The sequence below is a fragment of the Streptococcus oralis genome (genome assembly GCF_022749195.1).
In the GTDB taxonomy this organism is placed as follows: domain Bacteria; phylum Bacillota; class Bacilli; order Lactobacillales; family Streptococcaceae; genus Streptococcus; species Streptococcus oralis_CI.
The window spans coordinates 624,505-643,725 of the sequence record NZ_CP094226.1 but is presented as its reverse complement, the minus strand read 5'-3'; the positions used below and the strand labels follow the sequence as shown (position 1 = coordinate 643,725).

Annotated in this window: 17 protein-coding genes and 1 pseudogene; 1 reads left to right on the top strand and 17 read right to left on the bottom strand. The window is 41.0% G+C overall.

Annotated features, from left to right (window positions below):
- Positions 1 to 202: 202 nt before the first annotated feature.
- From MP387_RS03175 to miaA, 12 genes and pseudogenes are all read right to left on the bottom strand, one after another.
- Complete coding sequence (locus MP387_RS03175; RefSeq protein ID WP_242747641.1) at positions 203 to 712, bottom strand: SdpI family protein; 510 nt, start codon at positions 710 to 712, stop codon at positions 203 to 205.
- On the bottom strand, positions 690 to 977 hold the full coding sequence (locus MP387_RS03170) for an autorepressor SdpR family transcription factor (protein ID WP_242747639.1): 288 nt from the start codon (positions 975 to 977) through the stop codon (positions 690 to 692). Before MP387_RS03170 ends, MP387_RS03175 begins: the two co-directional genes overlap by 23 nt.
- A 239-nt stretch (positions 978 to 1,216) precedes the next feature.
- Positions 1,217 to 1,675, bottom strand: a pseudogene (locus MP387_RS03165) (serine hydrolase domain-containing protein); the annotation flags it as partial.
- Positions 1,676 to 1,844: 169 nt separating this feature from the next.
- Positions 1,845 to 2,330, bottom strand: coding sequence for a hypothetical protein (locus tag MP387_RS03160; protein ID WP_242747637.1), 486 nt, complete (start codon positions 2,328 to 2,330; stop codon positions 1,845 to 1,847).
- A 13-nt stretch (positions 2,331 to 2,343) separates the two neighbouring features.
- Positions 2,344 to 3,174 (bottom strand): ATP-binding cassette domain-containing protein, encoded by an 831-nt coding sequence (locus MP387_RS03155; protein ID WP_242747635.1) that lies wholly within the window; start codon positions 3,172 to 3,174, stop codon positions 2,344 to 2,346.
- An 84-nt stretch (positions 3,175 to 3,258) separates the two neighbouring features.
- Positions 3,259 to 3,924: an ABC transporter ATP-binding protein gene (locus tag MP387_RS03150; RefSeq protein WP_242747633.1), complete on the bottom strand. Its 666-nt coding sequence runs from the start codon at positions 3,922 to 3,924 to the stop codon at positions 3,259 to 3,261.
- Positions 3,925 to 4,566: 642 nt separating this feature from the next.
- Positions 4,567 to 5,322 (bottom strand): SDR family NAD(P)-dependent oxidoreductase, encoded by a 756-nt coding sequence (locus MP387_RS03145; protein WP_242747631.1) that lies wholly within the window; start codon positions 5,320 to 5,322, stop codon positions 4,567 to 4,569.
- 28 nt (positions 5,323 to 5,350) lie between these two features.
- Positions 5,351 to 5,842 carry a DUF7832 domain-containing protein gene (locus MP387_RS03140; protein WP_242747629.1) on the bottom strand — a complete coding sequence of 164 codons (492 nt, stop codon included), beginning with the start codon at positions 5,840 to 5,842 and terminating at the stop codon, positions 5,351 to 5,353.
- Positions 5,843 to 5,870: 28 nt separating this feature from the next.
- On the bottom strand, positions 5,871 to 6,800 hold the full coding sequence (gene rnz, locus MP387_RS03135) for a ribonuclease Z (protein WP_242747627.1): 930 nt from the start codon (positions 6,798 to 6,800) through the stop codon (positions 5,871 to 5,873).
- 14 nt (positions 6,801 to 6,814) lie between these two features.
- Positions 6,815 to 7,438, bottom strand: coding sequence for a cystathionine beta-lyase (locus tag MP387_RS03130; RefSeq protein WP_242747625.1), 624 nt, complete (start codon positions 7,436 to 7,438; stop codon positions 6,815 to 6,817).
- Complete coding sequence (hflX, locus tag MP387_RS03125; protein ID WP_242747623.1) at positions 7,431 to 8,669, bottom strand: GTPase HflX; 1,239 nt, start codon at positions 8,667 to 8,669, stop codon at positions 7,431 to 7,433. Before hflX ends, MP387_RS03130 begins: the two co-directional genes overlap by 8 nt.
- Positions 8,662 to 9,546, bottom strand: coding sequence for a tRNA (adenosine(37)-N6)-dimethylallyltransferase MiaA (miaA, locus tag MP387_RS03120; RefSeq protein ID WP_242747621.1), 885 nt, complete (start codon positions 9,544 to 9,546; stop codon positions 8,662 to 8,664). The genes hflX and miaA overlap by 8 nt, the downstream gene beginning before the upstream one ends.
- Positions 9,547 to 9,666: 120 nt before the next feature.
- On the opposite strand from miaA, the gene MP387_RS03115 reads away from it, so the two are divergent.
- Positions 9,667 to 9,837: a DUF3042 family protein gene (locus MP387_RS03115; RefSeq protein WP_001051782.1), complete on the top strand. Its 171-nt coding sequence runs from the start codon at positions 9,667 to 9,669 to the stop codon at positions 9,835 to 9,837.
- Between the two features lie 42 nt (positions 9,838 to 9,879).
- Here MP387_RS03115 and MP387_RS03110 read toward each other — a convergent pair whose 3' ends face one another.
- The 5 genes from MP387_RS03110 to MP387_RS03090 all read right to left on the bottom strand — a co-directional run bounded on the left by MP387_RS03110 (position 9,880) and on the right by MP387_RS03090 (position 19,061).
- On the bottom strand, positions 9,880 to 10,719 hold the full coding sequence (locus MP387_RS03110; RefSeq protein WP_242747619.1) for a thymidylate synthase: 840 nt from the start codon (positions 10,717 to 10,719) through the stop codon (positions 9,880 to 9,882).
- Positions 10,720 to 10,817: 98 nt separating this feature from the next.
- Complete coding sequence (locus MP387_RS03105) at positions 10,818 to 11,777, bottom strand: ROK family glucokinase (RefSeq protein ID WP_242747617.1); 960 nt, start codon at positions 11,775 to 11,777, stop codon at positions 10,818 to 10,820.
- A gap of 100 nt (positions 11,778 to 11,877) precedes the next feature.
- Entirely contained in the window at positions 11,878 to 12,678 is an 801-nt protein-coding gene (locus MP387_RS03100) for an excalibur calcium-binding domain-containing protein (RefSeq protein ID WP_242747616.1), read from the bottom strand.
- A 96-nt stretch (positions 12,679 to 12,774) separates the two neighbouring features.
- Positions 12,775 to 14,496, bottom strand: coding sequence for an aminodeoxychorismate synthase component I (pabB, locus tag MP387_RS03095; RefSeq protein WP_242747614.1), 1,722 nt, complete (start codon positions 14,494 to 14,496; stop codon positions 12,775 to 12,777).
- Positions 14,497 to 14,702: 206 nt separating this feature from the next.
- Positions 14,703 to 19,061 carry a sialic acid-binding adhesin gene (locus tag MP387_RS03090; protein WP_242747612.1) on the bottom strand — a complete coding sequence of 1,453 codons (4,359 nt, stop codon included), beginning with the start codon at positions 19,059 to 19,061 and terminating at the stop codon, positions 14,703 to 14,705.
- Positions 19,062 to 19,221 lie beyond the last annotated feature (160 nt).

Sequence of the window (19,221 nt, the reverse complement as noted above, 5' to 3'; positions counted from 1 at the left end):
TATAAAATAATATAGGAAATTTCAATACCCTAAACACAAAAAATCATATTTTTGATTGTTTTTTCTAAAATTTGTAGAAGATTCGAAAAAAGTGAATGTAGATTTAGAACAAAAACAAACATTTCTTGTCACTCAGTAAAATGTTATAAAAAAGGGCTCTAAACAAAAAGCGCACAATCTGTGCACTTTGTTTTCACTTGATTTACAAAAGAAAGAGTCCCACTAGTACGGCTGTCAAACCGACTAGGATAAAGAGGTAGGCTAGCCAACGCGGCGCTGGTTTTTCTTCCACCACCACTTTCTTAGGCATATAATTTCCAGAAATTAGAAACATCAAGCCTGAAAAAATCAAGGCAATCTTAGCAACATTGAAATGAGAATCAAGAGCATAGAACAGAATGGAAAGATAGACAACAATATGGGTCAAAGGAACAATCCAAAGGACGAAGCGGGCAAAAGCCGGCTTGGTGATTTCTAGGTATGCCGTTGCCCCATAAACAATCAGCTGTATCAAAGTCATAAAGATTGGCAGACCCCAGATAAAGAGAAATTTGGGTGCATACTTAAATGTCGGGCTAATCGGCGACATCAAACTGATCCTAATATTCTCTGGCAAACTAGGATAAATCCATAAGGCATAAGCAAGTGGCAGCCAAATAACCAAGAAAGTCAGCAGCAATTCCCTAAGGTTATTTCTCAGTTTCGTTTTCATTATTTTTCCCTCCTAACGCGGCAATCCAGACCAAAATTTCCTCAAAAACCGTGGCATCTAAATGGTAGTAAATGTAATTTTTCTGCCGTTCTTCATAGATTAGCCCTGCTTTTTTCAGCTGGGACAAATGATAAGACACCGTCGCTCCCGTCAAATCAAAAACTTGACCAATCTCGCCAGCCGACTTGGGACCTTTTTTTAATATTTCTAATATTTCCCGCCGAACTGGATCGGCTAAGGCTTTCATGGTTTCACTAATTCCCAATTTTGATACCTCTTAAAAATGGATTGATGACATATTTCCGGCTGAGGAAAAATAAAGTTCCTCTTTTTACATAAATCAAGACCCCGATGTAGACAAGCAAAGAGCCATGAAGTGCTCCGTCCAAATGACCAAGATTTTCTGCCAGCAATCCTCCTAAAACTATTTAGAAAACTTTCAAATTCTTTTCTCCATTATACTGTTTTTGAGGATAAAAGACAAGGAGGGCTTAGCTAAACACTAAAACCCGCTTGGTGGTTCATGAGGTTCAGCATGGTAATGGGCTTGTCGTACTTGAGCTTGCCCTTGAGAAAATCCTTGGGCAGGCAGTCTTTGATGTCTGTTTTGAAGTCAATCTTGCCCTCTTCCCAAAGCTGCATGACACCGACCCAGACGGTGATTTTGGTCGTTGACCCCCACTCGAAAACCGAGCTATCGTCTACAGCTAGCTTTTTCTCCTTGTTCATATAGCCAAAATTATTTTGGTAAAGAGTGTTGCCGTCCTTGTCAAAGACCGTCGTTGCCAGTCCAGCACTGGTTCTTTCGTGTTCTTTATAATAGTCTTCAATCTTTTGACCGATTTGGTCATAAAATGTGTCCGACGGCAATTTTTGCTGCTCAGCGTAAGCGTGGACTGCTCCAAAAGCTAGCAAGTCACACGTTACCAGCGCCGCATTGCTTTTCAAAAATGATGATTTCATGATGATCACCAATCATTATTTTCTATATTTCCTTCACTTAAAAAGGAAAAAGAAAGAGCAAACTGAGTAGACCGAGAAGCAGCCACAACCAGCCAAAGATAAAGAATAACAGGATTTTAACAAAAACGAAAATATGAAACATGATTTTCTCCTTTCGTATCAGACATTTTTAAAAGAGGAAGAGGCTGACCAGAAACAGGATTGAGCTAACTCCTCCGAAGATATAAGCTAAAATGCGTGGTGCAGGCTCTTGATCTGCCACTATTTTTCTCGTGAGGAAGTAGCTGACAGCATTAAGGATTATTGCAGACATAATCCCATTGACCTTAAATACCGGAAAAGCCGGATTGAGCCCATAAAGAAGAACGCTGATATAAACTACGGCATTGATAAAGGGAACCAGCCAGTAAAGGAAATGGACAAATTGCTTGTCAATAATCTCTTTAATAGTCGTCGTGTAGCAAACAATCAGTTGAATGACACTCAAGAGAACTGGCAAAAACCAGATAAAGATTTGCTTGGGCATGCCTAGACCGCTATAGGGCAAATGCCCTCTGATTAGCTGAGGTAGGTCTGCATAGATTGACAAAGCGTAGATAAGCGGTAGCCAAATAGCGATTAGGCTTGCGATGAGTTCTTTCCATTTTAATTTCATTTTTTCCTCCAATTTATAATTCCAGACAGTCATCAAAGCGGTCTAAAAGAGCCCGACCTTGATTGTGGGTAATAACGATAACAATGCGGTCTTTAATCGACAAGATATAGTCCATGACTTCCGCTGCCAAGTTGGGGTCAAGATTGCTAGTCGGCTCATCAAAAATCAGCACATCATAATCCTTGACCAAGAAGCGCGCCAAATCAATCCGCTGCTTTTCGCCATAGGAAACTTCCTGCCGCTCCAAGTCCAACTCCTTGCTCAAGAAAGCCTCATTAAAATGCAGACTTTGGTACAAGGAAGTTTGGTCAGGTACATTTATATCTCTGTATAGCACGATATTGTCCGCGACACTTCCCTCGATAAAAAAGTCATTCTTTTGGATAAAGGCGATTTTCTGATAAATGCTGTCGCTTGCTAGCTGGCTGACCGCTTGACCATTGACCATGATTTGACCAGCGTAGTCCTTCTTATCAAAATAATTAAGCAAGAGCTTCATCAAGGTCGACTTGCCCCGACCAGACTCGCCGATAATGGCATAGTGCTTGTCCTTGGCAAACTGATAAGAAAAATCCTGAAAGAGAGTCTTGTCGCCCAACTCCAGACCGAGATGTTCAAAATCAATCCGCTCAATCGTTTCTGTCAGATTTTGAGCGGGCTCCGCTTCTTTCTTAGCCAACTTAGCATCAAAATCATTCTCAATATCCTTGACCGTGCTCATGAGATTTTTGTTATTGATAAAAAGCTGCAAAGGAGTAAAGACAAAGTTCAAAAGCTGAAGACTGGCAATCAAAGCCCCAATCGTCAGTGAGCCTTGACTGACAAACCAAATCCCCAGAGACATACAAAATATCTGAGACAGAAAGCTAAAGAACATCATCAGATTTACAGCACCCTCCTTAGCCGCATTATAGCTTTTTCTGGATTGCTAAAAATCTCTGTTGCTGCTAGACAAGTGCTCAACCACCCTTTTTTGGATTTGCAAAAGTTTGATTTGCTCAAACCCTTCCAAAAAATTGGTGACTTGCTTCAAGAAATGATTGCTTTTCTGGGTAAAATTTGCCGTCGCCTTTCTCATCAAGACCCCCGGAATTTGCGACGCCGCCATAGTCAAGATAGAGATGAGGATAAAGCCCAGAGCCATTCGCAACTCAATCCAGAAGATAGCCAGTGTACTGATAAAAACCGAGAAAAAGGCAGCCACAATATCACAGCGCGGGGTCAAGTAATTCTCTTGGTAAATATCCATATTCTTGGTCGTTGTGTTGAGATAGCTGTTTTCCTGCTCAGAAGCCTTGTCATGCAAATCCTTGTCATAAAAAGAATGGAAAAGCCTCGTTTTCACTTCTTCCAAGACTTGCTTATTATGATTGTTCTTGAACCAAATAGCCAGCAAGCTGCAAAGAGACCAAGCACAAGTGCAAAAAAGGCAGATAAAGAATTGTCCAAGCAAGTTAGAATGAGCCTTCTGCACGCTATCCACGACTACACCCAGTTGCAGTGAAAACAGGGTCATAAAAATCGTCGCTAAGATATTAAAGGTAGTCGCACCTAGATAAGAAGCGCGGTATTTTCGCAAAATTTCTTTTAACATTTAATTTTTCCTTCCAATTTTTTTCTATTTCTAAAAACAAACCAAGACGGGATTGCCCAGCAGACGGATAAAACCGTGAGCAAGCCTATAAGTAATAAAAGTAATCCTCTCTTCATCTTTCCTCCTTTATTTATTTCGAAAATTTTCTAAATACTGACTACAAAATCAAGCAGCAAGCTTCACTTAACCAGTCTATCGTATTTAGATTTTTTTCTAAATACTTTGATTTAAAAAATCCAGCCTAGAAAAACTAGATTTTTAAACATGTTTTTGATTGGATATTTTTTCTAGTTCGTCTCTATTTTTATAGAGCACCCATGAAAAAACAGCCAGCCAAATGGACAAACCAGTCACTTAACCTAAGACTGTCAGTAGAATGGAACTTCTTGCTTTCTTCATTTTCTCCTCCTTCTTGCTGCGTTATGAAGGCAAGCATCTAGTCGGTAGATAGCGTTTAGAATTTTTTCTAAATACTTCTCAAAAATTATCTGGTCAATCATCGAAAGACCAAAAGCAAAGTAATTAGATTTCTTTCTAAATAGATTGTAACATGTCTTTTGGAAAATAGCAAGTAGTATTTTGATTTTTTTCTAAATAGCTGGCAAAAAATCTAGCCTGTCTAGACTAGATTGTTTTAATTCATTACTTATAATTAAAAGTCTCCCCTGCCAACTTATCAGCTAGCTTGGGAAAGAGAGTATAAAATATGTGGGCTAAATTGAGCAAAAAAGGAAGATTGAGTTCTCGTTTATTTTTTCCTATGGTTTTGACAATCTTTTTAGCAACCGCTTCTGGTTCTAAGAGGAATCGCTCAACAGACTTGAGGTAGGTTCCATCTGGCTCCGCCTGGTCAAAAAATCCAGTTCGGATTGGTCCTGGATTGACCGTAGTTACATAGACACTATAGGGCATGAGTTCGAGGCGTAAAGCGTTGGAAAAACCAATAGCCGCAAACTTGGTCGCTGAGTAGAGACTGGATTTCCCTGTCGCTATCAAACCTGCCATGCTAACGATATTGATGATATGTCCTTTTCGACTTTCCTTCATTCGACAACCAATGCGACGAGACAGATTCATCAGAGCAAAGGTATTGACCTCGAACATCTGGTGAATGTCTTGATCAGAAATCTTGTCAAATTCTTCAAAAATTCCATAGCCAGCATTGTTAATCAAGACATCAATCTTGCCATAACGGAGATGGAGATCAGCTACTAAAGTTTCTAGGGCTTGGTCATCGGTAATATCAATCTCAACTAATTCAGCGTTAGAATGATTTCCGTAGAGCTGAGCTAATTTTTCCTTATTTCTACCTAGCAGAATCAGTTGGTCATTTGGCAAGAGTTTGACCATTTCTTGGGCTAAGCCACCGCTAGCACCTGTAATGAGAATCGTTCGCATATTTCTTCCTTTCAAAGTATTGGTCAATTTAATGAAATCTTTTTCCAGCTAAATAGTGAGCATAAGCTTGGTCAATGACAGGAGCAAACAGATGATAATCCTCCCAGCTACCTAAAAATTCTAAAGGCAAGTCATATAAGTCATTGACTACAAATTCGGAATAATCAGCCATATACTGATGTTCATAATAGTCATTTACAAAAGCCTGAAAATCCTTTTTGATATCCATTGTTCCCAATTTACCATCGCACCAGTCTAAAAGATAATCGACACCCAAAGTTTGCTCGTCTTTTACACTTTGGAATATCGTTTCTTCATCAGTAGACATCATTTCTTTGGCATCATGCTGGGTGAGCCAAGTAACGAAAAAACCGATATGGTTCGCAGCCCAACGATAAATCTCCCGATAATCTTTTTGAGTTAGCTCTTCTTTGTGTAATTGATAGCTGTGCAAGTAATTGGTTAATGCATTTTCAAAATACCAATCCGCTTTATCTAATAAACGATTTTCAACAGTCATCTTATTTCTCTCTCAACGAACTATAACATTATAACTCAACTTCTTCCAAGTCTTTGACGACATGAACATTTTCAAAGACACTAGCAGCATCTTTCTTAAGCTGACTAATATCCTTTGATAGGAAGCGGGCACTGATATGGTTGAGCAAGAGGCGTTTGACTCCTGCTTCTTCCGCTACTTGTGCAGCCTGCATATTGGTTGAGTGACCGTGATTGCGGGCAATTTTCTCATCGCCCTTGCCATATGTGGACTCATGGACTAGGACATCGGCGTTAACAGCCAGACGCACACTAGCATTGGTTTTGCGGGTGTCACCAAGTATGGTGATAATCTTACCAGGACGGGGAGCTGAGATATAGTCTGAAGCGTTGATTTCAGTCCCATCTTCGAGAACAACATCCTGACCGTTTTTGATTTTTCCAAAAAGCGGGCCAAATGGGACGCCAGCTGCCTTGAGTTTTTCAGCATCCAATGTTCCTTCAAGATCCTTTTGCATGACACGATAACCAACGCAGAAAATAGTGTGGTCCAGCTCCTCTGCATACACAGTGAATTTATCGGTCTCAAGGATTTTCCCTAGAGAATCTTGGTCAAACTCATGAAAATGAATTCGGTAAGGTAGACGAGAACCTGACACACGAAGACTGGTTAAGACAAATGACTTGATCCCTTGAGGTCCATAAATATCCAAATCTGTCTGCTCTTCATTGGCCTGAAAAGCACGGCTAGAGAGAAATCCTGGCAATCCAAAAATATGGTCTCCATGCAAGTGAGTGATAAAGATTTTGCTTACCTTGCGTGGTCGAATTGTGGTTTCCAGAATACGATTTTGCGTTCCTTCTCCACAGTCAAAGAGCCAAACTTCGTTAATCTCATCCAAGAGTTTCAGGGCGAGGCTTGAAACGTTGCGGGCTTTAGAGGGCTGACCAGCCCCCGTTCCTAAAAATTGAATATCCATTTGATACTTTCTAATTAATCAATATATAACATGGCTGTGCGGTTTTCCGATCGGAAATAGCGCTTGCCAGAAAAAGCAACAGCTTCTTGTAATAAATCCTCTTGACTATAACCTTTGAGACGCTTGCGACCATCAGCTAAACTTTCCAAATCAGTCAAAGCTGTGAGACTTTTTACGCTAACAACTTCCTCGTCCCCGACAGACTTCATGTAAATCTTTCCAGACTCCTCATAGACGAGCTGATGAGGGAAAATCTGAGCAATTTCAAAGAGCAAGTCAGCAGTGATTGCTTCCTCAGTTTCTGAGAAAATCCTTCCCAGTCCTTCACTCTCATAGCAAAAGCCAAAAGATTTGCCAGATAGATTGAGGCGGATAAAAGGCTTATTTTCAAAGGTGAAACTTGGCTCAGCATTGTAGAGATTCAGTTCATGACTGAGTTCTGCAAAATAATCCGTCGCAGCTTCAGGACTCTTTTTCTGGTAGAGTTCAGCAAAGTAGGCATTGACGACACTAGGCGGAGGGGTGATGAGAGCCAACTGCTCTTGCTCTGTTTTGCCAGCTAGAAGCTGATCTAGATAGACCCTATCCAGACTTGTATAGCCCCCATATTTTAGAGCCAAGGTTTTAATATCAGTCATAAAATTCCTCTAACCTCCATTTATTTTTCTCGGAAATATAGCCTGTAATGACTTCACCGTCATCCTGAAAATCGCGATCTTCCAGAATCGCTACACTTTCTAAATCATGAATCTTGTAGGACTTCGAAAATGGCACGCGCAGGGTAAAGACTTCAAAAATCTCCTTGATTTTCTCTAAAAATAAAGCCTGCAACTGCTCACGACTATCCTCAGACTTGGCAGAAATGAGGGCATACGGTGTTTGAGTAGGCGTGAAATCCTCCACCAAATCCGCTTTATTATAAAGGGTCAGGCAAGGAATATCCTCCATATCCAAGTCTTTCATAATAGACAGAACCGTTTTTTCATGCTCCTCATGGTAAGGATTGCTGGCATCAATGACATGCACCAGAAGGTCCACATGCTTGCTTTCTTCCAAGGTCGACTTAAAACTTGACACCAATTCTGTTGGCAAATCTTGGATAAAGCCAACCGTATCAGTCAAGGTCACCTGAAGATTGCCCCCTAGATGGATGCTCTTTGTCGTCGCATCCAGAGTCGCAAACAGCTCGTCTGCTTCATACTGGGTCTTACTGGTCAAGGTGTTCATGATGGTTGATTTCCCAGCATTAGTGTAACCAATCAAACCAATCTTAAAAGTACTTGACTCCAGACGTTTTTCTCTGACTGTCGCCCGATTTTTCTCAACCACCTTGAGCTGGCGCTCGATATCTGTGATTTGATTACGAACACTACGACGGTTCAGTTCCAGCTGGCTTTCACCAGGTCCACGGGAACCAATTCCCCCAGCCTGACGACTGAGCATAATCCCCTGACCAACCAAGCGAGGCAAGAGATATTTGAGCTGGGCTAGGTGTACTTGGAGTTTCCCTTCATGGCTTCGAGCCCGCATAGCAAAGATATCCAGAATCAACTGCATACGGTCAATGACCTTGACACCCAGAACTTCCTCTAGATTGACATTTTGCCGTGGTGTCAGACGGTTGTTGACAATGACAGTAGTAATTTCTTCTGCTTCCACCATGAGCGCAATTTCTTCCAACTTACCAGAGCCGACAAAGGTCTTGGAATCATATTTTTCACGTTTTTGCCTGTAGCTATCGACTACGACTGCTCCAGCAGTCTTAGCCAGACTGCCCAATTCTTCCATAGAGAGATCAAAATTATCCATGCCCTGCAATTCCACACCGATGAGCAGGACACGTTCCTCTTTTTTCTCCGTTTCAATCATTTAAAAACTCCTCAATCTGGCTTAAAATGCGGTCCTGCACGTCAGGCTCTCCTATCTGATAAAAGGTGACCTGCATGCGATTACGGAACCAGGTCAACTGACGCTTAGCAAAACGGCGGGTCGCCTGTTTGAGACTCTCGCTGGCTTCCTCCAAACTTTGCTCCCCGCGGAAATAAGGAAAGAGTTCCTTGTAGCCAATGCCTTTGGATGCCTGTACATCTGGATAGTGCTCAAAGAGCCACTTAGCTTCATCCAATAATCCAGCCTCAAACATCAGATCTACTCGGCGATTGATACGTTCATAAAGCTGACTGCGTTCATCATCCAAGCAGATAATCAAAGCTTCATAAGGACTTTCCTGATTTTCCAAATCCTGACCAAAATGGGCGATTTCCAAGGCACGCATAGCTCGACGACGGTTAAACTGGGGAATTTCAAGGCCTGCTTGCTTCACCAGATGGGCTAATTCCTCATTTGAATAAGGCTCCAAACTAGCCCGATAAGCTACAATCTCCTCATGAGGTGTTTCCCCACCTAGATGATAGCCTTCCAGCAAGCTCTGGATATAAAGTCCAGTTCCACCAGCGATAATGGCTAGCTTGCCACGGCTTTGAATATCCTCAATAGCCTTCTTAGCTTCTGAAACAAAATCAAAAGCCGAGTAAGACTCGGTCACCTCTCTGACATCAATCAAATGATGAGGAACAGCTACTTGCTCCTCTGGGCTAGCCTTGGCCGTCCCAATATCCAACCTTCTATAAACTTGCTGACTGTCACCACTAACCACCTCTCCACCAAAGCACTTGGCCACTTCAATAGCAAGGGCTGTCTTCCCAACAGCAGTCGGTCCAACAATCACAATTATTTTTGTTTTCATCTTTTTTCCTTGAAAAATTTCCATTTTTTCGTTACTATTATTATATCACAAAAAGGTCAGTCAGAAAAATGCTACCACTTGGGGAGCCTGGCTGATCGGGAAGATAAAGGAGGAAGACTCATGGCTAAAGGATTCGCTAAAGGTCTTGTAACAGGTGTCGCAGGAACTGTCGCTGCCGTTGCAGGTGCAGTATACGCAATTAAAAAGAAAGTGATTGAGCCAGAAGAGCAAAAAGCAGCTTTCATCGAAGAAAACCGCAAAAAAGCAGCTCGCCGCCGCGTATCACATTAATACACAAAAGAAGTTGAGAAATCTCAACTTCTTTTTATTTTCTTAAATAGCCAAATCAAACTTCAGCTGTGGCTTAACCGGATTATAGTCAACTAACTCAAAGTCCTCCGCTTTGATATCAAAGAAATTGGTCCCATCAGGAACATTCAAGACCAAGCGTGGTTGGCAGTTTGACGGCTCACGTCGGAGCAATTCCTCTGCTTGTTCAAACTGATTATCATAGATATGAAGGTTGTTGATAAAATAGAAAAACTTCCCAACCTTCCATCCAAAATGCTTAGCAATCATCATCTGTAAAGCCACATACTGCATGGCATTGATATGGTGGGCCACCAACATATCATTCGAACGCTGGGTCAAGGTCGCATCCAGATAGATTTCCCCATCAACACGACGGACATCAAACATGGTCTGAAAGGCGCATGGAAGAAGACCATCTGTCTCCTCAAAAGCTTGGTAATCCCAGAGGGAGATGATATTACGACGATTCCAAGGATTGGCTTCTAACTGCTTGAGTATCTTATTAATGATGTCGTGTTTCTTAACGACTGCCCCATAGCGTTCACCGATGGTTCCCGTATCTCCCACTTCCCAGTCATTCCAGTAGTGAACATTGTACTTGTCATTGAGAACATCTAGGCTATTAGACTGATCTTGGTAAATCCAGAGTACTTCCTTGATGGCGGATTTGATTGCAATGGGACGCAAGGTTGTGATAGGAAATTCTCCTTTAGATAAGTCGTACTCGGAAAAGGCACCCGTTACATATTTAGAGTTGGCAACTGTCCCATCCTTGTACTTGGGACGAGCCTGCTCAGAAAAGACACCGTCTTTGAAGATTCGTTCAATATTTTCTTTAAAAATCGTATCAGCTTTTGTCATTTACTCTCACCTCATTTATTGTCCTAACTAGTATAGCATAAAAAAAGAAAGGAGGAAAATCACTGGCTTTAAAGTAGTGTTTTTCTCCTTTTATGATCTTATTGCAATACAAGTGATGCTGCTCCGATAACTCCAGCGTCATTTCCTAGAGTTGCAAGAGCCAATTTTGTGGATGTGCGTACTTGTGGGAAGGTATTGTCATCATAAACCTTTTGCACGCCTTGGAGAAGGAATTCTCCCGCAGCTGATACTCCACCACCAATAACGATTGTTGATGGGTTTAGGATTGAACCGATGTTAGCACAAGCGATTCCCAAGTAACGTGAGAAGTTTCGGTAAACGATCAAGGCAAGGTCATCCCCTTCTTTTGCAAGGTCAAAGACAGTTTTAGCAGTTACTTCTTCACCGTCGTCGATCAAGCGTTTCAAAGCCGCATCGCCTTCGTATTCATCTGCATAACGACGAGTCAAGTTGACAATCCCTGTTGCAGAAGCAACTGTCTCAAGACAGCCTTTTTTACCACAGGTACATGCGATTGGTTGGTCAAAGTCAACAGTGATATGACCAAGCTCACCAGCAGCACCAGCAACACCGTGGAGCAATTTGCCTTCTGCCACGATACCGCCACCAACACCTGTACCAAGTGTCATAAAGACAACGTCCGGTTGGTTGTCACCAGCCCCCATCCAGCGCTCACCAAGAGCAGCTACGTTGGCATCATTATCGATGAAGAATGGAATACCCAAGGCTTTTTCAATCTTTTCTTTAATTGGTTGAAGGGTTTTCCAGTTGAGGTTGTAGGCACCGATAACAGTCCCTTTTTCACGGTCAACCACACCAGGTGATCCCATCCCAATCCCTCGGAAGTCTGTGGCTGACAATCCAAGCAAGTCCAAACGATGTTGAATAGACTCAATCATATCATCTACGATATGGCTTCCTTCATCCAAAATATTAGTCTTGATAGACCATTTTTCTTGGATTTCTCCCTCTTGAGTTAAAATTGCAAACTTGATAGATGTTCCACCAAGGTCAATCCCAATAATCTTTTGACTCATCGTCTTCTCCTTTTTAATTGAAAATGCTTACAGATATAGTATAACAAAATCGTCTCTTTTGTGCAAAGGTTTGCATTAACTTCCTAGAAATTATTCTGATTTATGGTTTCCAAAGACCAGAACCATCTACGTAGTATCTGCCACCATCAACTTGCTCATTCTTTGCCATTTTACCATCTGATTTCAAATAGTAATTTCCTTGCCAAGTATTACGAGCGTATGAACCATCTGATTTCAAGTAGTACCAAGATTGATAAGAAGAGTCATAAATCCACTCACCTTGTGCCATTTTACCGTTCGCTTTGAGATAAAAAGCGCCTTGCCAAGTATTACGAGCGTATGAACCATCTGATTTCAAATAATACCAAGCTTGGTATGATGAATCATAAATCCATTCACTTTGAGCCATCTTTCCGTTTTGTTTAAGGTAGTAACTTCCTATCCATGTGTTTCGTGCATATGAACCATCCGATTTGAGATAATACCATCCTTTGTAATATGAGTCATATATCCACTCACTCTGAGCCATTGTCCCATCTGATTTGAGATAGTAATCTCCTTTCCAAGAATTTGTTACTGGATTACCATTGTCAGAATAATAATACCAATATCCGTCCTGCTTAACCCATCCACTAGAAGAAACTCTATTTTGTGGACTAGACTGGCGTGGTTTAAAGACTTCCCGAGGTGCATTTGCACGTTCACAAGCTATCCCATCACCATCTTTGTCTAGTCTTGAAGAATATCCAGGCTCTCCTCTATGGATATCAGAATAACCATTTTCCCATGCTTCTTTACAACTAGAAAAATGAATATTTTCTTCTGCACTAACCGGTTGAGCAAACAAACCTAAAATTGGAAAAACAGTAAGAATCACTTTCAGCAAAATTGTTTTTTTCATCATTTCCTCCTAATAAAATGACATCGTTTTCTTTTTATTTTATCAAACTTAATTCAACAATTCAACATATCCATTATGTTTTTTAATTTATGAAATTTATTTAGAATTCACTTCCAACTCATACAATTTTCTCACTGCGTTACAGCCATAGATAGTTTCCGCTTGGTTCAAGTCTGCCAAAGTCAGAACTTTTTCCTCTACCTGTCCTGTTTCCAACAAATGCTGGCGGTAGATACCTGGTAAAATTCCTTGACCGATGGGTGGTGTGTAGAGTTTACCATTAATTTTTAAGACCAGATTTCCAATAGAGGTCTCAAGCAGTTCTCCTGCTGCATTATGGTAAATGATTTCCTGTTTACCTAGGCTTAAATGTGGTCTGTGAGTGGTTTTGAAGTAGGTAAATGCTTGCTGCAAATCAGCTTCTTGCAGGCAGAGTTTAGCCTGACAGAACTTTGGACTAAGTGGTGTTAAGATTTGGCGACTGAGCTCTATTTCTCCAGACTTGTTGAGACTGATTCTCAAACGGTAGTCTTGATTAGCATCACAAGCCTGACACTCTCCCTCTATTTTTTGTTTCAAGTCTTCTGCATCAAAAGGATAGGCAAAATATCGACTCGCCTTTGTCAGTCTTTCCAGATGTTGATCTTCAAAAAGCAGTTGTTTTTGACTGATTTTCCCAGTTGTAATCAATTGGAAACGTGGTTGTTTACGATAGAGTACAGCCGCCTTTTGATGAACTTCACGGTATTCAGACTCCCAAGTACTATCCCAAGTAATCCCGCCTCCAACTCCATAGATAGCTTGGCCCATATAGAGTTGAATGGTCCGAATGGCGACATTGAAAATCCGTCGTCCATTTGGAAGCAAGAGACCAATCGTTCCGCAGTAGACTCCTCTGGGTTGGGGCTCCAAGTTCTTGATGATTTCCATGGTCGCAATTTTCGGTGCTCCCGTTATGGAACCGCATGGAAAGAGTGAACGGAAGATTTCAACTAGGTCAACATCCGGTCGTAACTGACTCTTGATGGTTGAAGTCATCTGCCAAACAGTTGAATACTGCTCCACTTGACACAGACGTTCTACATGCTCACTCCCCACCTCAGAAATACGGTTCATGTCATTGCGCAAGAGGTCCACAATCATCATATTTTCAGAGCGATTTTTAGGATCTTGTTCTAGCCAACTAGCTTGGGCAAGGTCTTCTTGGTCAGTCACCCCACGCTGGGTTGTTCCCTTCATTGGTCGCGTTGTCAATTCACGGTCATTTTGCTCAAAAAAGAGCTCTGGGCTCATGGAAATCACTGCCATCTCATCGTGTTCAACATAGGCATTGTAGCCCGCCTCCTGCTCTACCACCATACGATTGTAAATAGCAAAAGGATTGGCACTTAAATCTTGCTTGAGTTGGACAGTGTAGTTGACCTGGTAGGTATCCCCCTGACGCAAATGATGGTGAATCTGGGCATTAGCCTTTTCATAGTTCTCTGCAGATGTTAGCTCCTGCCACTTTGAAGGCAAAGCTACATCTTCATAAGTCAGAGGAATAGGGGATGTTTCCACCCTATCGTGAACGGTAAAATATAGCAGATACTCTGCCAGTAAAGGAGCTTTATGAACTGCTAATTTCTCCTCAAATGCAGGTGCAGCCTCGTAACTGACATAGCCCACCACATAATAACCTTGCTCTTGGTAGCTCTCCACCTGTGCCAGCAAGTCCGCCACTTCTGATAAATCTCTCGTTTTTAACTCTTTGATAGGCTGAGTGAAGGTGTATCTCTCCCCCAAAGCCCTAAAATCAATCACTGTTTTTCTATGCATATCTTAAGTATAGCACAAAAGAAATAAACCCTCAGCTACAAAACTAATCAATATAACTTCCTTTTGATGAATTTTAACTCTATGTAGTTGCTTAATATAAAATTTCTCCTAGTAGTTATTACCACTAGGAGAAATTTTTGCTAAATATTACTTGCTAGTTCACTAGAAGAAAAAGTCAATTTACGAATATAGCTATTAAATCCTAATTAGACTTCATCATCTTCTTTTCGACGATGACTTAGAAGAGCTAACCCCAGAATAGCGCTAGTTGCTGCTGCTACCATTGTACTTAGCGATTCTGCTGTTCCTGTATTCGGAAGTTTTTTAGTCTTCAGGGTATCTTCTACTGCTTTCTTGGCTTCCGGTTTTCTTTGAGCGGTTGGGTTTACTGAGTTGACCTCAGTTGTTCCAGCAGTTTTGGCTTGCGATACTGCTTCATCTGTTGTTGCATTATCGATGTTCTTCTTAGCTTCATCAGCTTTCGCCTTGGCATCTGCTTTCGCAACAGCTTTCTCTTCATCCGTCAAATCAGTACGTGAATCAATGGTTGCTTCCTTGGCTTTCAGCGCATCATCAATCGCTTGCTTGGCTGCAGGCTTGCTTTGCGCAGCTGGGTTGACTCCGTTAACTTCAGTAGTTCCAGCACTTTTATCCTGGTCGACTTCTGCATTTGTGGTCGCAGCGTCAATGTTCTTCTTAGCTTCATCTGCTTTCGCTTTGGCATCTGCTTTCGCAACAGCTTTCTCTTCATCCGTCAAATCAGTACGTGAATCAATGGCTGCTTCCTTGGCTTTCAGAGCATCATCAATCGCTTGCTTGGCTGCTGGCTTACTTTGCGCGGTTGGGTTTACTGAGTTGACCTCAGTTGTTCCAGCAGTCTTGGCTTGCGATACTGCTTCATCTGTCGTCGAAGTGTCGATGTTCTTCTTAGCTTCATCGGCCTTAGCTTTGGCATCTGCTTTCGCTGCAGCTTTCTCTTCATCCGTCAAATCGGTACGTGAATCAATTTCTGTTTCCTTAGCTTTCAGCGCATCATCGATCGCTTGCTTGGCTGCTGGCTTACTTTGCGCAGTTGGGTTGACTCCGTTAACTTCAGTTGTCCCAGTTGACTTAGCCTGGTCGACTTCTGCAGTTGTTGTCGCTGTATCAATTGCTTGTTTCGCTGTATCTGCTTTCGCCTTGGCATCTGCCTTCGCAACAGCTTTCTCCTCATCCGTCAAATCAGTACGTGAATCAATTTCTGTTTCCTTAGCTTTCAGCGCATCATCGATCGCTTGCTTGGCTGCAGGCTTGCTTTGCGCAGTTGGGTTGACTGAGTTGACCTCAGTTATTCCAGTTGACTTAGCTTGATCAACTTCTGCATCTGTGGTCGCAGCGTCGATGTTCTTCTTAGCCTCATCGGCCTTAGCCTTGGCATCAGCCTTCGCTGCAGCTTTCTCTTCATCCGTCAAATCGGTACGTGAATCAATGGCTGCTTCCTTATCTTTAAGGGCGTCATCAATCGCTTGCTTAGCTGCTGGCTTCGCTACTGCTTGCGGATTAATTGAAGTTACTTCAGTTGTTCCAGTTGACTTAGCTTGATCAACTTCTGCATTTGTGGTCGCAACGTCAATATTCTTCTTAGCCTCATCTGCTTTCGCCTTGGCATCTGTCTTCGCAACAGCTTTCTCCTCGTCCGTCAAATCGGTGCGTGAATCAATTTCTGTTTCCTTGGCTTTCAGGGCATCATCGATTGCTTGCTTGGCTGCTGGCTTACTTTGCGCAGTTGGGTTGACTCCGTTAACTTCAGTAGTTCCAGCAGTTTTATCCTGGTCGACTTCTGCATTTGTGGTCGCAGCGTCAATGTTCTTCTTAGCTTCATCTGCTTTCGCTTTGGCATCTGCTTTCGCAACAGCTTTCTCTTCATCCGTCAAATCAGTACGTGAATCAATGGCTGCTTCCTTAGCTTTAAGGGCCTGCTCAATAGAAGTTTTGGCTTCATTTTTTTTCTGACCTGCTTGAGGATTTACACTTTCTATATCAATAATTCCACTTGTTTTAGCACTCTCTACTGTAGCATTTGTGGTCGCAGCGTCAATGTTCTTCTTAGCCTCATCAGCTTTCGCCTTGGCATCTGCTTTCGCAACAGCTTTCTCCTCGTCCGTCAAATCGGTGCGTGAATCAATAGCTGCTTCCTTAGTTTTCAGGGCGTCATCGATAGCTGCTTTTGCGGCATCTTTCTTTATTGTTATAGGATTGTCCTTACTGATTGCTAAAAGCCCTTCTCCTTTTGCAAAATCTAATGCCTCTTTTGTTGTAATATTCACATCACCAATTGCTGTTAAAGCTTTTTCTTTATCAGCGTTCACCTTTGCAATTGCTTCTGCCTTCTCTTCAGCAGTTGCAAGTAGATTTGAATTAATTTCTACAATCTTGCTTTCTGCAGCGTCATTAATAGCATCGATGGCAGACTGTTTGTTTAAAGTTATGAATTCTGATAAAGATCTTGTATCAATTGAACCATCTTTATAAGTTACAACTAGATTCCCATTTGAATCTTTGGCAATAGTATCGATTCGCGCTTCTTGATTTTCAACTATTTTTCCACTCTTACTAATCAGATTTGCATCATCGTTAGTTTGAGAGTATTCAATTTTTACTTTTTCTTTTATTTTTTCAAATTCTTCAGTTGTAATGTTATTAGGATCTACTACACTTACCTTACTTTCAGGAGCCTGTATGTCATATTTTGAAGTTTGATTTTTAACCACAAACTCCACATATCCTGCTGTTTTTTGACGCTCTGCTACATTTGTAGTTTCCTCAATCCTACCGTTGTATGGTGCACTCTCTCCGTTATTATAATCATTCGCTACAATGATACTTGTCCATTTTTGACCAGGTTTTGCATTAGTAATCCCAGTCATTTTAATACTAGCGCTTTTCTTATCATCTGAAACAGAGCCTTCTCCACTCGTTAGGGCACTTTCAGTGATTTTCCCAACTGTATAACCATAGGCATCTAGATTACCTTCGGTGGAATCACCAGCACCTCGAAGTTTCATATCTTTAATTTTAGATTCATCTTTAGCAGTAAAGGTTAAATCAGTTTCTTCACTAGAGTATACATAGATAGTCCTATTTTGCTCGTTAGAATATGGTACTTGTACAGTTGGGGGTATATTCTCCCTCAAAACCTCCCCTACAGGTCTTGTTCTTGTAGATCCATCAGTAAAGGTTACCACAATGTTATTTCCTACAACATCAATTGATTGAATGATTTCATCAGGATTCTCTACTAAAGTTCCACGTTTATTCACTAATCTCGCATCTTCATTAGCTGTTGAATATTCTATCTGAATACCATTCTTGATTTTCTCTCTATCTTCAGCAGTTGGATTTGTTAGGCTACTTACTGTTATCAATTCATCTGCAGGCTGAGCTCGCAAAGCGTACTTCTTTGACTGAGATTTCAATACAAGATAGAAATAAGCGGGATCAGACATGTCTTGCCCTTTTTTCAGATTTTCTCTACCTTTATCATCAACTACCTGTAAATAACGAGTTCCAATATTCAAGTTTTGATCTTCTCGTTTGGTATAACCGCTATTATTTTTCAACACATCATTGGGACGCCCTTTAATGACAATTTTAGCTGGATTTTTCTTTGTAGCAGGTGTTGTTAAAGTTGGGTTTTCTGCTCGGTTTATTACGGTAGCAGTAAATCCATATTCAATATCAAGATCATTTTCCGTATCTGGAACATTATTAAACTTCTGTCTAGAACCCTTTTTTATTGTTGCATAGCGGATTTTTCCACTTTCAGAGTATACTGGGATTTCTAATGTGAAGTTCTCTTCATTATAGATGTAAATTTTCTTCTCTGATGGAATCGAAAAGGTAAAATCTACTTTAGGATCTTCATTTACAGCTGCTCGGAATCCAGTATTACTATCCACTGAGCTACTCTTACGAAGAACAGTTGACTCCGTTTTGTCATCCTGACTAGGCTCTGTATTTTTCTCCGAATTTTCAGTTTCTTTTTCCACGTTCTCTGTTTTTTGAGTCACAGTATCTTGTCTATTCGTGGTATCTTCTGAAATTTCTTTTTTTTCAACTACTTTATTTCTCAGCTTAGAGTTCACTGCAGTCACTAATTTTTGGTAGGCTCTATTCAATTCTTCTTGGTTTAGTGCACTGTTTAAACTAGCTTTTGCTGAAGCTAATTCAGTTGATAAATTAGCTAAGCTTTCTTCTGTTTTTGTTGAATATACACCACTAGTAATGTTTGTTTCAACTTCTAAAATATAGTTTGCAAGTAAACTTTTATCTAATTCAGGTTGACTATCCTTCGCGTTACTCTGATCAGTACTGATCTTTTCATCATCTTGCATTAGTTCAACCTTATTAGCTGACTCTTCAGAAATTTTCAATTGATCAGCAGAAACAGCACCATTTCCTAAAAACATTAATAGTGTTGCAACTGCCACACTTGCAGCACCAAAACTATATTTTCGAATTGAAAAGCGCATAACCTTTTCTTTATCCTGTTTTTTAAGGTTTTTATTAATAATCTCTTTTTTCATCAATACTCCTTTAACTACCACTATCAATATAAAAATATATAGATTTTTATATATAATTATAAAGCATTATACCACTCATTCTATAATTTTTAAGCTCTTTTTGCAAGTTGTGGAAGTTACTTTTATTTGTAAAAACTTAGCATTATTCTGAAAAAGTAGC

Coding starts and splice junctions, on each gene's coding strand:
- MP387_RS03175 (WP_242747641.1), bottom strand. CDS start 712: ATGAAAACGAAACTGAGAAATAACCTTAGGGAATTGCTGCTGACTTTC.
- MP387_RS03160 (WP_242747637.1), bottom strand. CDS start 2,330: ATGAAATTAAAATGGAAAGAACTCATCGCAAGCCTAATCGCTATTTGG.
- MP387_RS03155 (WP_242747635.1), bottom strand. CDS start 3,174: ATGTCTCTGGGGATTTGGTTTGTCAGTCAAGGCTCACTGACGATTGGG.
- MP387_RS03150 (WP_242747633.1), bottom strand. CDS start 3,924: ATGTTAAAAGAAATTTTGCGAAAATACCGCGCTTCTTATCTAGGTGCG.
- MP387_RS03145 (WP_242747631.1), bottom strand. CDS start 5,322: ATGCGAACGATTCTCATTACAGGTGCTAGCGGTGGCTTAGCCCAAGAA.
- MP387_RS03140 (WP_242747629.1), bottom strand. CDS start 5,842: ATGACTGTTGAAAATCGTTTATTAGATAAAGCGGATTGGTATTTTGAA.
- rnz (WP_242747627.1), bottom strand. CDS start 6,800: ATGGATATTCAATTTTTAGGAACGGGGGCTGGTCAGCCCTCTAAAGCC.
- MP387_RS03130 (WP_242747625.1), bottom strand. CDS start 7,438: ATGACTGATATTAAAACCTTGGCTCTAAAATATGGGGGCTATACAAGT.
- hflX (WP_242747623.1), bottom strand. CDS start 8,669: ATGATTGAAACGGAGAAAAAAGAGGAACGTGTCCTGCTCATCGGTGTG.
- miaA (WP_242747621.1), bottom strand. CDS start 9,546: ATGAAAACAAAAATAATTGTGATTGTTGGACCGACTGCTGTTGGGAAG.
- MP387_RS03115 (WP_001051782.1), top strand. CDS start 9,667: ATGGCTAAAGGATTCGCTAAAGGTCTTGTAACAGGTGTCGCAGGAACT.
- MP387_RS03110 (WP_242747619.1), bottom strand. CDS start 10,719: ATGACAAAAGCTGATACGATTTTTAAAGAAAATATTGAACGAATCTTC.
- MP387_RS03105 (WP_242747617.1), bottom strand. CDS start 11,777: ATGAGTCAAAAGATTATTGGGATTGACCTTGGTGGAACATCTATCAAG.
- MP387_RS03100 (WP_242747616.1), bottom strand. CDS start 12,678: ATGAAAAAAACAATTTTGCTGAAAGTGATTCTTACTGTTTTTCCAATT.
- pabB (WP_242747614.1), bottom strand. CDS start 14,496: ATGCATAGAAAAACAGTGATTGATTTTAGGGCTTTGGGGGAGAGATAC.
- MP387_RS03090 (WP_242747612.1), bottom strand. CDS start 19,061: ATGAAAAAAGAGATTATTAATAAAAACCTTAAAAAACAGGATAAAGAA.